At 60.5% G+C, this 13,038-nt stretch carries 13 protein-coding genes; 6 read left to right on the top strand and 7 right to left on the bottom strand.

Translation table 11 applies throughout. The features are described 5' to 3' along the window. The first annotated feature begins 8 nt into the window (after positions 1-8). Positions 9-362 (top strand): DUF1428 domain-containing protein, encoded by a 354-nt coding sequence (locus ACM6IK_RS12060; protein WP_414874503.1) that lies wholly within the window; start codon positions 9-11, stop codon positions 360-362. 14 nt (positions 363-376) lie between these two features. Here the strand turns inward: ACM6IK_RS12060 and ACM6IK_RS12055 are convergent, their stop codons facing one another. After that, positions 377-571, bottom strand: a complete 195-nt coding sequence (locus ACM6IK_RS12055) for a hypothetical protein (protein ID WP_414874502.1) — start codon at positions 569-571, stop codon at positions 377-379. A gap of 121 nt (positions 572-692) precedes the next feature. Between ACM6IK_RS12055 and thpR the strand changes: the two genes are divergently transcribed. Next, the gene (gene thpR / locus ACM6IK_RS12050; RefSeq protein WP_414874501.1) at positions 693-1,235 is read left to right on the top strand and encodes an RNA 2',3'-cyclic phosphodiesterase; all 543 of its coding nucleotides are present in this window, start codon (positions 693-695) and stop codon (positions 1,233-1,235) included. Positions 1,236-1,475: 240 nt separating this feature from the next. Here thpR and ACM6IK_RS12045 read toward each other — a convergent pair whose 3' ends face one another. The 5 genes from ACM6IK_RS12045 to ACM6IK_RS12025 form a co-directional block, all read right to left on the bottom strand. Beyond that, the gene (locus ACM6IK_RS12045; RefSeq protein WP_414874500.1) at positions 1,476-2,573 is read right to left on the bottom strand and encodes a polyamine ABC transporter substrate-binding protein; all 1,098 of its coding nucleotides are present in this window, start codon (positions 2,571-2,573) and stop codon (positions 1,476-1,478) included. Between the two features lie 207 nt (positions 2,574-2,780). Continuing rightward, a complete protein-coding gene (locus ACM6IK_RS12040) occupies positions 2,781-3,665 on the bottom strand; it encodes an ABC transporter permease subunit (protein ID WP_414874499.1) in 885 nt (294 codons plus the stop codon). Further along, positions 3,662-4,576 (bottom strand): ABC transporter permease subunit, encoded by a 915-nt coding sequence (locus tag ACM6IK_RS12035; RefSeq protein ID WP_414874498.1) that lies wholly within the window; start codon positions 4,574-4,576, stop codon positions 3,662-3,664. Before ACM6IK_RS12035 ends, ACM6IK_RS12040 begins: the two co-directional genes overlap by 4 nt. Next, the gene (potA, locus tag ACM6IK_RS12030) at positions 4,573-5,715 is read right to left on the bottom strand and encodes a polyamine ABC transporter ATP-binding protein (protein WP_223530570.1); all 1,143 of its coding nucleotides are present in this window, start codon (positions 5,713-5,715) and stop codon (positions 4,573-4,575) included. The genes ACM6IK_RS12035 and potA overlap by 4 nt, the downstream gene beginning before the upstream one ends. A gap of 352 nt (positions 5,716-6,067) precedes the next feature. Continuing rightward, positions 6,068-6,829: a gamma-glutamyl-gamma-aminobutyrate hydrolase family protein gene (locus tag ACM6IK_RS12025; protein WP_414874497.1), complete on the bottom strand. Its 762-nt coding sequence runs from the start codon at positions 6,827-6,829 to the stop codon at positions 6,068-6,070. A gap of 284 nt (positions 6,830-7,113) precedes the next feature. Between ACM6IK_RS12025 and ACM6IK_RS12020 the strand changes: the two genes are divergently transcribed. From ACM6IK_RS12020 to ACM6IK_RS12005, 4 genes are all read left to right on the top strand, one after another. Continuing rightward, positions 7,114-8,490, top strand: a complete 1,377-nt coding sequence (locus ACM6IK_RS12020) for a glutamine synthetase family protein (RefSeq protein WP_414874496.1) — start codon at positions 7,114-7,116, stop codon at positions 8,488-8,490. 186 nt (positions 8,491-8,676) lie between these two features. Continuing rightward, on the top strand, positions 8,677-10,167 hold the full coding sequence (locus ACM6IK_RS12015; RefSeq protein ID WP_414874495.1) for an aldehyde dehydrogenase: 1,491 nt from the start codon (positions 8,677-8,679) through the stop codon (positions 10,165-10,167). A 51-nt stretch (positions 10,168-10,218) separates the two neighbouring features. Continuing rightward, complete coding sequence (locus ACM6IK_RS12010) at positions 10,219-11,517, top strand: NAD(P)/FAD-dependent oxidoreductase (RefSeq protein WP_414874494.1); 1,299 nt, start codon at positions 10,219-10,221, stop codon at positions 11,515-11,517. A gap of 339 nt (positions 11,518-11,856) precedes the next feature. Further along, positions 11,857-12,405, top strand: coding sequence for a cupin domain-containing protein (locus tag ACM6IK_RS12005; RefSeq protein ID WP_414874493.1), 549 nt, complete (start codon positions 11,857-11,859; stop codon positions 12,403-12,405). A gap of 118 nt (positions 12,406-12,523) precedes the next feature. Here ACM6IK_RS12005 and ACM6IK_RS12000 read toward each other — a convergent pair whose 3' ends face one another. Continuing rightward, the gene (locus tag ACM6IK_RS12000) at positions 12,524-12,817 is read right to left on the bottom strand and encodes a fructose-bisphosphate aldolase (RefSeq protein WP_414874492.1); all 294 of its coding nucleotides are present in this window, start codon (positions 12,815-12,817) and stop codon (positions 12,524-12,526) included. Between the last annotated feature and the right edge of the window lie 221 nt (positions 12,818-13,038).

The raw sequence follows: 13,038 nt of genomic DNA, 5'->3' as shown, positions 1-13,038 counted from the left end.
AAAAACGCATGTCTTACGTCGATGGATTCATCGCTGCCGTACCCACCGCCAACCGTGAGCAATACATCAGGCACGCCAAAGTCGCCGCCTTGGTCTTCAAGGAAAACGGTGCCTTGAGCGTGGTCGAATGCTGGGGCGAGGATGTCCCGGAAGGCAAGGTCACCTCGTTTCCAATGTCGGTGAAGCTCAAGGAAGGCGAAACCGTTGCCTTTGGCTGGATCATCTGGCCTGACAAGGCCACCCGCGATGCCGGAATGGGCAGGATGATGCAGGACCCGCGCATGAAACCGGACGTCAATCCAATGCCCTTCGATGGCCAGCGCATGGTCTACGGCGGGTTCGAAGTGCTCCTCCAGGCTTGACGCTGCACGCGGGATCACTCCGGCGTCGGGGTGATCCTGCAACTCTTGCGCTGGCGGATCTCGTCGTCCGTCGGCCGCTCGTGGATGAACTCGAAGCGCGGCTCACCTTCGTTGTAATGCACCAGCCAGCCCCATTCCAGCTTGAGTTCATCCTGACCTGGCTCGGGCGGTGTGGCCCACCATGGCTCTTTGCTGACGATCTGTCGCATGGCCCCTCCGGTATTACGGGATGCTAAAACTATAACGCGCCTGCCGCACGGCGCCAGAATTGCGCTGGCCGGTGCGCGAGTGTTGAGTACACTCAGGCAGTCTTCCCACGAGGTGCCCGGCATGAACGACGAAACCCGCGAGCCGTTCAAACGCCTGTTCTTTGCGCTGAACTGCGCCCCGGCCCTGCGCCGGGATATCGCCCAGTGGCGCGGTGCGCTGCAACTGCGCAACGGACGGCCGGTGCCAGCGGAAAACTTTCACCTGACGCTGAAGTTCTTGGGGGCGGTGGGTGTGGCGCAGATCGCCGGGCTCTGCACCGCTGCGACGTCCGTCCGTACACCGGGCAAGCGCTTGACGGTGGTGCTGGATCGGCTGGACGTGTGGCGCAGGGCAGGGGCGTTGGTGCTCGCGCCGCAACAGGCGCCCCCGGCATTGCTGCGCCTGGTGTATGCCCTGGAACAGGCGATGTTGCCGTTCGGGCTGGAGGAGGCACCCAGGGAATATCGTCCGCACCTGACCCTGGCACGGCAGTATCGGGCGCCGGTGCCGGAGTCCGCGACACCGCCCGAGTTCTTCCTGCGTGCCGACCGATTCACCCTGTTCGAATCCCACAAGGGCCGTTATCGGGCGCTGGCCGAATGGCCGTTGATCGATCCCCAATAAAAAAGGCGCCCGAGGGCGCCAAACTTCACCTGAACCGAGGGAGCCAGGTGAGGCCGTTCTACTGCAGGAGAGGCAGCGGTGGTAAGGCGCTGCGTGAACGGAAATGGGTAAAGCTGAAATGTGTGCTGGATGTTCTGGCCTCATCGCGAGCAAGCTCGCTCCCACAGGGATAGCGCGAACTTCAAAGTACATGCGGTACCTGTGGGAGCGAGCTTGCTCGCGATGGCGTATCCGAGTGGATTACTGGCCGAGTTTCACCTTGGTCCAGCCACGGGTCATGATCCGCTGGATGGCAATCGGCTGGTCCGGCACGGCATAGAGCGTGGCCATTACCGCTTCCGGCGGGTAGGAGCCCGGATCGTTGCGGATGGCTTCATCCACCAACGGCGTGGCCGCAGCGTTCGCGTTGCTGTAGCCGATGTTGTTGGTGATGTCGGCGATCACGTCGGGGCGCATCAGGAAGTTCATGAACAGGTAAGCGTTCTCGACGTTGGCGGCATCGCGGGGGATGGCGAGCATGTCGTAGAAACTGGCGGCGCCTTCTTTCGGAATGCTGTAGTCGATCTTCACCTTGTCCCCGGCTTCCTGGGCGCGGGCCTTGGCCTGCAGCACGTCGCCTGAGTAACCGACGGCCACGCAGATGTTGCCGTTGGCCAGGTCCGAGATGTATTTCGACGAATGGAAGTACGCCACGTTCGGGCGAATCTTCATGAACAGCGCCTGGGCTTGGGCGATGTGCTGCTTGTCCTGATCGTTCACCGGGTAGCCCAGGTAGTGCAGGGCGGTCGGGATCATTTCAGTCGGTGAATCGAGAAAGCTGATGCCGCAGGCTTTGAGCTTCTCGGCGTTTTGCGGTTTGAACAGCAGGTCCCAGGAGTTGGTCGGGGCGTTGGCGCCGAGCACTTCCTTGACCTTCTGCGGGTTGAAGCCGATGCCGATCGAGCCCCACATGTACGGGATGGCGTGGGCGTTATCGGGATCGCTCGCCGAGGCGTTCTTCAGCAGCACCGGGTTGAGGTTTTTCCAGTTCGAAAGCTTCGACTTGTCCAGTTCCTGATAGACGCCGGCCTTGATCTGCTTGGCCAGGAAACTGTTGGACGGCACGACGATGTCGTAGCCGGATTTACCCGCCAGCAGACGTGCTTCAAGGGTTTCGTTGCTGTCGAACACATCGTAGGTCACCTGGATGCCAGTCTCGTCCTCGAACTTCCTGACGGTATCCGGGCCAATGTAATCCGACCAGTTGTAGACGCGCAGAACCTTGTCATTGGCCTGGGCAACCGTAGCGATTGCGCCCAATAAGGACAGTGTCAGCAGAGTCCTGCCAAACATTTTCATCGGTACAACTCCATTCTTTTTATACAAAACACAAAACCTGTGACGAGCGAGCTTTTGTGGCGAGGGGGCTTGCCCCCGTTGGGTCGCGAAGCGGCCCCAAAACCGGAATCCTCGGTGTTTCAGTTACACCGAACGTACTGGTTTTACGGCTGCTGCGCAGCCGAACGGGGGCAAGCCCCCTCGCCACAAAGAGCAAACCACAGTGCCTTAGGCGGTGGCTTCGAGCATTTTCTTTTCAGGTTGCTGCCAGGATTCGCTGGCGGTCTGGTCCATGGCTTCCTGGATCGCGCGCTTGCGGCTTTCTTCGGCACGGCGGCTGAAGAACCAGACCATGAAGGTCACGATCGACACCGCCAACAGGATCAGGCTGGCCACGGCATTGATCTCAGGCTTGACCCCCAGACGCACCGCCGAGAACACTTCCATCGGCAGGGTCGTCGAGCCTGGGCCCGACACGAAGCTCGCCAGCACCAGGTCATCCAGCGACAGGGCGAACGACATCATGCCGCCCGCTGCCAGCGATGGCGCGATCATCGGGATGGTGATCAGGAAAAACACCTTGAGCGGCTTCGCCCCCAGGTCCATGGCCGCCTCTTCGATGGACAGGTCCAGCTCGCGCAAACGCGCCGAGACCACCACCGCCACATAGGCCGCGCAGAACGTGGTGTGGGCGATCCAGATGGTGACGATGCCACGCTCCTGCGGCCAGCCGATCAACTGCGCCATGGCCACGAACAGCAGCAACAGCGACAGACCGGTGATCACCTCAGGCATCACCAGCGGCGCGGTGACCAGGCCACCGAACAGCGTGCGGCCCTTGAAGCGGGTAACGCGGGTCAGAACGAACGCGGCTAACGTCCCTAGTGCGACTGCTGCGATGGCGGTGTAGCAGGCGATTTCCAGCGAGCGCACCACCGAGCCCATCAGTTGCGAGTTGTCGAGCAGGCCGGCGTACCACTTGATCGACCAGCCGCCCCACACCGTCACCAGTTTGGAGGCGTTGAACGAGTAGATCACCAGGATCAGCATCGGCAGGTAGATAAACGACAAGCCGAAAATCAGCATGAACTTTGCAAATCCGAAGCGTTTCATCCCCGTGCCTCCATCTCTTTGGCCTGACTGCGGTTGAACAGAATGATCGGCACAATCAGGATCAACAGCATCACCACCGCCAGGGCAGACGCCACCGGCCAGTCGCGGTTGTTGAAGAACTCTTGCCACAACACACGGCCGATCATCAGGGTTTCCGGGCCGCCCAGCAGTTCCGGAATCACGAACTCACCGACTACCGGAATGAACACCAGCATGCAGCCTGCGATGATGCCGTTCTTGGCCAACGGCACGGTGATTTTCCAGAAGTTGTTGAAATTGCTCGAGCCCAGGTCCGACGCGGCTTCCAGCAGACTGCCATCGTGCTTGACCAGGTTGGCGTACAGCGGCAGCACCATGAACGGCAGGTAGGCGTAAACGACCCCGATGTAGACGGCGGTGTTGGTGTTGAGGATCTCGATCGGCGCCGAGGTCAGCCCGGTCCACATCAAGAATGCGTTGAGCAAACCGTTGTTGCTGAGGATGCCCATCCACGCGTAAACGCGGATCAGGATCGCGGTCCAGGTCGGCATCATGATCAACAGCAGCAGGACGTTTTGCGATTCCTTGCTGGCCTTGGTGATCGCGTAGGCCATCGGGAAACCGATCACCAGGCACATCATCGTGCTGAGCAACGCGACTTTCAACGAGCCGAGGTACGCCGAGATGTACAGTTCGTCCTGGGTCAGCAGGCTGTAGTTACCGAGGTTCAACAGCAGCTGAAATTTTTGCTCGGCGAAGGTGTAGATCTCCGAGTATGGCGGAATGGCCAGGGCTGCTTCCGAAAAACTGATCTTCATCACCAGGAAGAACGGCAGCATGAAGAACAGGAACAGCCAGATGAATGGAATCCCGATGACGAACTTGCGCCCGCTGGGGACCAGTCTCAGAAATTGCTGATTGAAGGTTTTCATGCGCGCAGTACCACGCCGCTGTCGTCTTCCCACCACACGTAGACCTGATCGTCCCAGGTCGGACGCGCACCACGGCGTTCGGCGTTGGCCATGAACGACTGAACGATCTTGCCGCCAGGCAGTTCGACGTAGAACACCGAGTGGCCGCCGAGGTAGGCGATGTCATGCACCTTGCCGCTGGACCAGTTGTAGCGGTGCTCGGGCTTGACGGTGCTGACCAGTAGTTTTTCCGGGCGGATCGCGTAGGTGATCGACTTGTCCTGCACCGAGGTGCTGACGCCGTGGCCGACGTAGATTTTCTGTTCCAGGTCCGGGCTGTGGATGATCGCGTGACCTTCCAGGTCCTCGACCACAGTGCCGTCGAAGGCGTTCACGTTGCCGATGAATTCGCAGACCATGCGGCTGACCGGTGCTTCATAGATGTCGACCGGGCTGCCGATCTGGGCGATCCAGCCCAGGTGCATGATCGCGATGCGCTCGGCCATGGTCATGGCCTCTTCCTGGTCGTGGGTCACCATCACGCAGGTCACGCCCACGCGCTCGATGATCTCCACCAGCTCCAGCTGCATTTGCGAGCGCAGCTTTTTATCCAGTGCGCCCATTGGCTCGTCGAGCAGCAGCAGCTTCGGCCGCTTGGCCAGGGAACGGGCCAGGGCCACGCGCTGACGCTGGCCGCCGGACAGCTGGTGTGGCTTGCGCTTGGCGTACTGGGTCATGTGCACCAGGCGCAGCATCTCCTGCACGCGGGCTTCGATTTCGGCCGCCGGCAAACGGTCCTGCTTGAGGCCGAAGGCGATGTTCTGCGCCACCGTCATGTGCGGGAACAGCGCGTAGGACTGGAACATCATGTTGATCGGTCGTTCGTACGGCGGCATGTCGGTGATGTCGACACCGTCGAGCAGAATCCGCCCTTCGGTCGGGCGCTCGAAACCGGCGAGCATGCGCAGCAGGGTCGATTTGCCGGAGCCGGAACCACCGAGCAGGGCAAAGATTTCACCCTGGTGGATTTCCAGGGACACGTCGTCCACCGCGGTGGTTTCGTCGAATTTCTTGGTGACGCGATCGACTTTCACCAACACCTTTTTCGGTGCCTGGTGACCTTCAAGAGCCTTCCTGTAGATGCTGGAGGCGTTTGCCATGTGAAACTCCCAACAGGTTTCAGTCGCCCGGCCAACACGGCCCGGCTTAATAGTGGATTGCAAACCCGTGAAGCCGGTCCGCGCTGATCCCTTGTAGGAGCGAGCCTGCTCGCGATGGTCGCCAACGATGACGCTGGCAGTCTGAATGCCCGCGGTGTCCGGACATCCATCGCGAGCAGGCTCGCTCCTACAGGGAATTGCGTTTCCCACCCCGGGTTTATTCGGCGCCGCCATCCTGGCTGCCTGGTCGTGCTTGTTGTTATCGCAGTGTGTTGTTTTTGCGAGCGGGGCACGCACAAGCGCCTGCCCGCTCGCGTTGGGCAGTCAATCGTTGAATGTGGGTATCAGGTCGTCAGCTCGAGTGACGCAGTGCCGCCCGTTGTCGGCAGGCTTGGCCGAACGCCTGGAAAATACTCAAGTAAGGAGGGTTATCCAGCACTTGCCATTCCGGGTGCCATTGCACGCCGAGGGCGAAGGCCTTGCTGTGTTCGACCGAGATCGCCTCGATCAGGCCATCGGGAGCGACGGCTTCGGCGCGCAGGCCGGGCGCGAGGCGGTCGATGCCCTGACTGTGAATCGAGTTGACCTGGAACACCGCAGGCAGGTCCAACGCTTCGAACACGCCACCGGGCTGCACATTCACTCCATGGGCCGGCGCGTATTGCACGGCCAGGTCCGGATGGTCGGCCTCGCGATGATCAAGGAAGCCAGGCAGTTCATGGACCTTCTGATGCAGGCTGCCACCGAACGCCACGTTCATCTCCTGGAAGCCACGGCAGATGCCGAGCACCGGAACGCCCGCTGCAATAGCGGCGCGGATCAGGGGAAGGGTGGTGGCATCCCGCGCCGGATCATGATCCGTACCGGGGGCGCTGTCGGGGCCTTGATAGTGGAAGGGTTCCACGTTCGACGGCGAGCCGGTCAGCAACAGACCGTCGAGCTGCGGCAGCAGATCTTCGATTTCGGTCAGGTCGCCTAAGGAAGGAATAACGACAGGCAGCCCCAGCGCCGCAACGCTGACAGCACGCAGGTACTTGTCGCCGCTGATGTGGTAGGGGTGCAGGCCAATCTGTTTGACGCACGCAGTAACGCCGATCAATGGCTTGAGTGCCATTTTTATCACCTCGAAGTTTCACACTTGAACGAGCTTTTCCGGAGCTTAGCCTTGTTGATTTTAATTAACAACTCTCATGTAAAAAATACTAAACGCCGAACGTCCAATCTTCAGGGTTTACGCGTGTTTGAGGGCGTACCTGGTACTCTCGTCCTTCTGGGAGGCCCGAAAATAAACGCTTAAAGGCTGAGTGTTCGCTATTGACTTCACTTTGTCGTTCGGGTTGACTGGGTTCGTGAAAGGGTAGTGAACATAATAATTAACAGCTAAAAAATAGGTGCATCATGTCGGTCCCTCTGCGTGCCGTTCAACTCAACGAAGCAAACGCATTCCTTAAGAAATATCCTGAGGTTTTGTACGTCGACCTTCTGATTGCGGATATGAACGGTGTGGTGCGCGGCAAGCGCATCGAGCGCACCAGTCTTCATAAGGTTTACGAAAAAGGCATTAACCTGCCGGCGTCACTGTTTGCTCTGGACATCAACGGTTCTACGGTGGAAAGCACCGGTCTGGGCCTGGACATCGGCGACTCAGACCGAATCTGTTTCCCGATCCCCGGTACTCTCAGTATCGAGCCTTGGCAGAAGCGCCCGACTGCGCAACTGCTGATGACCATGCACGAACTCGAAGGCGAGCCATTCTTCGCCGACCCGCGTGAAGTGCTGGCCAATATCGTGCGCAAGTTCGACGACATGGGCCTGACCATCTGCGCCGCGTTCGAACTGGAGTTCTACCTGATCGACCAGGACAACGTGAACGGCCGTCCGCAATCGCCACGTTCGCCGGTATCCGGCAAGCGTCCGATGTCGACCCAGGTGTACCTGATCGACGACCTCGACGAATACGTCGACTGCCTGCAAGACATCCTCGAAGGCGCGAAAGAGCAGGGCATCCCGGCTGACGCCATCGTCAAGGAAAGCGCCCCGGCGCAGTTCGAAGTCAACCTGCATCACGTGGCTGACCCGATCAAGGCCTGCGACTACGCCGTCCTGCTCAAGCGTCTGGTGAAGAACATCGCCTACGACCACGAGATGGACACCACCTTCATGGCCAAGCCGTATCCGGGTCAGGCGGGCAACGGTCTGCACGTGCACATTTCGATTCTCGACAAGGAAGGCAACAACATCTTTGCCAGCGAGGATCCCGAGCAGAACGCCGCGCTGCGACATGCGATCGGCGGTGTGCTCGAGACCCTGCCGGCGCAGATGGCCTTCCTCTGCCCGAACGTCAACTCGTACCGTCGTTTTGGCGCGCAGTTCTACGTGCCGAACTCGCCGAGCTGGGGCATCGACAACCGCACCGTGGCCGTGCGTGTACCGACCGGTTCGCCAGACTCGGTGCGCATCGAGCACCGCGTAGCGGGCGCCGATGCCAACCCTTACCTGCTGATGGCGTCGGTCCTGGCCGGTGTTCATCACGGCCTGACCAACCAGATCGAACCGGGCGCCCCGGTGGAAGGCAACAGCTACGAGCAAAACGAGCAGAGCCTGCCGAACAACCTGCGCGATGCCCTGCGCGAGCTGGATGACAGCGAAGTCATGGCCAGGTACATCGACCCGCTGTACATCGACGTGTTCGTGGCGTGCAAGGAAAGCGAGCTGGCCGAGTTCGAGAACTCCATCTCCGACCTTGAGTACAACTGGTACTTGCATACGGTTTAAGACGAACCACACCGATCACCTGTAGGAGCGAGCCTGCTCGCGAAGGCGGCGGATCAGTCAGCACTTATGTCGTCTGACACTCCGCCATCGCGAGCAGGCTCGCTCCTACAGGGGATCGCATTTCAAGTCTTGAATTGACGGACCTCGGTCCGGCGATCACCTATTCCCCTGCGTCGAGTCACAACCATGACAAACACTCGCAGCGACTGGGAGCAACGCTTCCAGTCCCTCTCTATCGAAGGTCGCGCATTCATTGACGGCCAATACTGCGCGGCCGCCAGTGGCGCCACGTTCGAATGCACAAGCCCCGTAGACGGTCGTTTCCTGGCGAACGTCGCCAGCACCGACGAAGCCGACGCCAATGCAGCAGTCGCCGTAGCGCGCCGTACCTTCGAATCCGGCGTGTGGGCCAACCTCGCCCCGGTCGAGCGCAAGCGCATCCTGATCCGCTTCGCTGATCTGATCCTGGCCAACCAGGAAGAACTGGCCCTGCTCGAAACCCTCGACATGGGCAAGCCGATCAGCGATTCGATGAGCATCGACATTCCGGCGACCGCCAACGCGATCCGCTGGACCGCCGAAGCCATCGACAAGGTCTACGACGAAGTCGCTGCCACGCCCCGCGATCAACTGGGGCTGGTGACCCGCGAAGCCGTCGGCGTGGTCGCGGCCATCGTGCCGTGGAACTTCCCGCTGATCATGGCCAGCTGGAAGTTCGCCCCGGCCCTGGCGATGGGCAACTCGTTCATCCTCAAGCCTTCGGAAAAATCCCCGCTGACGGCGATCCGCATCGCCCAGTTGGCGCTGGACGCCGGCATCCCGAAAGGCGTGTTCAACGTCCTGCCGGGTTACGGCCACACCGTCGGCAAGGCGCTGGCGCTGCACATGGACGTCGACGTGCTGGCCTTCACCGGCTCCACGGCGATTGCCAAGCAACTGATGATCTACGCCGGGCAAAGCAACATGAAACGCGTCTGGGCCGAAGCGGGGGGCAAGAGCCCGAACGTGGTGTTTGCCGACGCGCCGGACTTGCGCGCGGCAGCACAGGCAGCGGCCAGCGGCATCGCCTTCAATCAGGGTGAAGTCTGCACCGCCGGTTCGCGCCTGCTGGTGGAGCGTTCGATTCGCGAGCAGTTCATTCCATTGCTGGTGGAAGCCCTGCAAGCCTGGAAGCCGGGCCACGCGCTGGATCCTGCGACCACCGTCGGCGCGGTGGTCGATCAGCGTCAGCTGGAAAACGTATTGCGCTACATCGAAGTCGGCAAGCAGCAGGGCGGTCAACTGATCGCCGGCGGCAGCCGCACCCTCGAGGACACCGGTGGCCTGTACCTGGAACCGGCGATTTTCGACGGCGTGACCAACGCCATGACCATCGCCCGGGAAGAAATCTTCGGCCCGGTGCTGTCGGTCATCACCTTCGACACCTTCGATGAAGCCCTGGCGATCGCCAACGACAGCATCTTCGGCCTGGCCGCCGGCGTCTGGACGAGCAACCTGAGCAAGGCCCACACCTTCGCCCGTGGCCTGCGTGCCGGCAGCGTCTGGGTCAACCAGTACGACGGCGGCGACATGACCGCGCCGTTCGGCGGGTTCAAGCAGTCGGGTAACGGTCGGGACAAATCGCTGCACGCGTTCGACAAGTACACCGAACTCAAGGCGACCTGGATCAAGCTCTGATAACAATAAAGCGACGGTCGCCGACTCTGTCGGCGGCCATCGGAGAACTGTATGAAACAAGACTCTTTCAACCAACAGCATGTAAACAGCTACTACGCCGCCACCCGCAACTTCACCGGTGATTTCCCGGTGCTGGAAGGGGCGGTGGACTGCGACGTCTGTGTGATCGGCGCCGGCTACACCGGCCTGTCCTCGGCCCTGTTCCTCGCCGAAGCGGGCTACAGCGTGACCGTGCTCGAAGCGGCCAAGGTCGGCTTCGGCGCCAGCGGTCGCAACGGCGGGCAACTGGTCAACTCCTACAGTCGCGACGTCGATGTCATCGAAGAGCGTTATGGCGACAGGACTGCTGAAATCCTCGGCAGCATGATTTTCGAAGGCGCCGACATCATCCGTCAGCGCATACAGCACTACGACATCCAGTGCGATTACCGTCCCGGCGGTATCTTCGCGGCGATGAACAAGAAGCAACTCAAGGGCCTGGCCGAGCAGAAGAAGAGCTGGGAGCGCTACGGCAACAAGAACCTGAAAATGCTCGACGCGGCCGACATCAAGCGCGAAGTCGGCTCCGACGCCTACGTCGGCGGCCTGCTGGACATGCAGGGCGGCCACATTCACCCACTGAACCTGGCACTCGGCGAAGCCTCGGCGATCATCGGCCTGGGCGGCAAGATCTACGAGCAATCGGCGGCGGTGGAAATCACCTACGGCGAGCCCATCACCGTGCGCACTGCCAAAGGTGTGGTGAAGGCCAAGTACCTGCTGATCGCCGGCAACGCCTACCTGCCGCAGGGTCTGGACAATCGCGTGACCAGCAAGAGCATGCCGTGCGGTTCGCAGATCGTCGTCACCGAGCCGTTGTCGGAAAAGCAGGCCCGCAGCCTGATCAAGAACAACTACTGCGTCGAAGACTGCAACTACCTGCTCGACTACTACCGCCTGACCGCGGACAACCGCCTGCTGTACGGCGGTGGCGTGGTCTACGGTGCGCGCGAGCCGGACGACATCGAACAACTGATCCGCCCGAAAATCCTCAAGACCTTCCCGCAATTGAAGGACGTGAAGATCGACTACCGCTGGACCGGCAACTTCCTGCTGACCATGTCGCGCATGCCGCAGTTCGGTCGTATCGAGAAGAACGCCTACTACATGCAGGGCTACAGCGGTCACGGTGTCACCTGCTCGCACCTGGCCGGTAAACTGATCTCGGAAATGATCCGTGGCGACGCCGAGCGTTTCGACGCGTTTGCATCCTTGCCGCACATGCCGATGATCGGCGGGCGCACCTTCTCGGCGCCGTTGACCGCCCTCGGCGCCGTGTACTACTCACTGCGCGACCGTTTCGGCATCTAAGCCTTATCTCGCCGGCGGCATCTCCCCAAAGGGTGCCGCCGGCTTTTTAATACCAGAAACACCGCCGTCCCCTGTGGGAGCGAGCCTGCTCGCGAAGAGGCCATATCAGCCAAAATCGATGTCGCCTGACACACCGCTTTCGCGAGCAGGCTCGCTCCCACAGGTCGTTTTTTCCAGCCGTTTATCGAACCTGCTGAGCATTACGAACAAACGTGATTTAATAGCCGCCTTTCACGTTTCCGGGACCGGAAAACGGCGTGATTCGCGCCTGCTCTCCACCCTTCCATTATCCCCGTAGGAGCGAGCAAGCTCGCTACAGGTTTGGCACATAAGGCTGTCATGGACACGGGCTCACGACTCAAATTAGTACGCGAAAGCTACAAAATGTCCCAGCGCGAGCTGGCCCGGCGTAGCGGCGTCACCAATGCAACCATCTCCCTGATCGAACAGAATCGGGTCAGTCCTTCCGTCAGCTCCCTGAAGAAATTGCTGGAGGGCATCCCCATGTCCCTGGCCGACTTCTTCACCTTCGATCAGCCACCGCGCGAACACCAATACGTCTTCCGCGCCAACGAACAACCCGACCTCGGCCGCCACGGCCTGCGCCTGCTGCTGATCGGCGCGTCCGTGCCGAGCCGGCAGATGCGCTTGCTGCGCGAGCAATACGCCCCGGGCGCCAGTTCCGGGGAAGAGCCGATCGTGCATGCCGAAGGTGAGGAGTGTGGGTTGGTGACACGGGGTACCGTGGAATTGACCGTGGATGGCCAGGCGAGCGTGCTCAACGCCGGGGATGGTTACTACTTCCCGACGACGTTGCCGCACAAGTTTCGCAATATCGGGGCGGATGAGGCGGAGATCATCAGCGCGAATACGCCGGCGAACTTCTGATCGGGTCTGTCCCGGTGACGCTTTGTCAGGCCGAACAATCGGTTTCTCCAGATAGAGTTCACCAGGATCAGGCGATCAAAACCCGCATTAATGCGGGTTTTTTACGAGTGGAATTTGCTTATTGCACCTTGGACACTTCAAACCCCCGCTGCTCAATCACCCCAAACACATCCCGCACATCCTGAAGCAGAATCCGAGAAATGTTGGTGACGGTGTTGATGTCGTTTTCGGCGTAGTCGGGGAGGCTGGTGCAGGCCATGAGGTTGAGGTATTGCAGGACGGCGTTGAGGCGTTCGGCGGCGCAGTTGTGGAGTTCGCGCAACGGGGCGTCGCCGTCGATGAGGAGGACGGGGTAGCTGGTGGCGATTTGTTTCATGGGGGTGAAGCGGCGATGCGGATTATTAGCAGTCATAAGTAAAATTTCCTCGTATCTGTAAGAAGAACTACTCCCGGTCGCTGCGAATCGAATGGGGTGGTAGCTATGTGCGGGTTCGCAGACCGAGGATACGAGGAACCCGGCAGACCCGAAGATCTCCCACACACAGCCACCATAAAACGACAGATGGGCGCAGATGCGACCTTCAGTGGCGTGGTGGGCTGCAAGGTTACTACACGTATCTATAGGGCTGCGAA

Origin of the sequence: Pseudomonas sp. IT-196MI5 (assembly GCF_949767415.1) — a bacterium.
Taxonomy (GTDB): Bacteria; Pseudomonadota; Gammaproteobacteria; order Pseudomonadales; family Pseudomonadaceae; genus Aquipseudomonas.
Note: the sequence above shows the minus strand (reverse complement) of the source record. Positions and strands in the feature narration are given on the sequence as shown.

Excerpts from the sequence above, each read along its gene's own strand:
- ACM6IK_RS12060 (WP_414874503.1), top strand. The coding sequence starts at position 9 with ATGTCTTACGTCGATGGATTCATCGCTGCCGTACCCACCGCCAACCGT.
- ACM6IK_RS12055 (WP_414874502.1), bottom strand. The coding sequence starts at position 571 with ATGCGACAGATCGTCAGCAAAGAGCCATGGTGGGCCACACCGCCCGAG.
- thpR (WP_414874501.1), top strand. The coding sequence starts at position 693 with ATGAACGACGAAACCCGCGAGCCGTTCAAACGCCTGTTCTTTGCGCTG.
- ACM6IK_RS12045 (WP_414874500.1), bottom strand. The coding sequence starts at position 2,573 with ATGAAAATGTTTGGCAGGACTCTGCTGACACTGTCCTTATTGGGCGCA.
- ACM6IK_RS12040 (WP_414874499.1), bottom strand. The coding sequence starts at position 3,665 with ATGAAACGCTTCGGATTTGCAAAGTTCATGCTGATTTTCGGCTTGTCG.
- ACM6IK_RS12035 (WP_414874498.1), bottom strand. The coding sequence starts at position 4,576 with ATGAAAACCTTCAATCAGCAATTTCTGAGACTGGTCCCCAGCGGGCGC.
- potA (WP_223530570.1), bottom strand. The coding sequence starts at position 5,715 with ATGGCAAACGCCTCCAGCATCTACAGGAAGGCTCTTGAAGGTCACCAG.
- ACM6IK_RS12025 (WP_414874497.1), bottom strand. The coding sequence starts at position 6,829 with ATGGCACTCAAGCCATTGATCGGCGTTACTGCGTGCGTCAAACAGATT.
- ACM6IK_RS12020 (WP_414874496.1), top strand. The coding sequence starts at position 7,114 with ATGTCGGTCCCTCTGCGTGCCGTTCAACTCAACGAAGCAAACGCATTC.
- ACM6IK_RS12015 (WP_414874495.1), top strand. The coding sequence starts at position 8,677 with ATGACAAACACTCGCAGCGACTGGGAGCAACGCTTCCAGTCCCTCTCT.
- ACM6IK_RS12010 (WP_414874494.1), top strand. The coding sequence starts at position 10,219 with ATGAAACAAGACTCTTTCAACCAACAGCATGTAAACAGCTACTACGCC.
- ACM6IK_RS12005 (WP_414874493.1), top strand. The coding sequence starts at position 11,857 with ATGGACACGGGCTCACGACTCAAATTAGTACGCGAAAGCTACAAAATG.
- ACM6IK_RS12000 (WP_414874492.1), bottom strand. The coding sequence starts at position 12,817 with ATGACTGCTAATAATCCGCATCGCCGCTTCACCCCCATGAAACAAATC.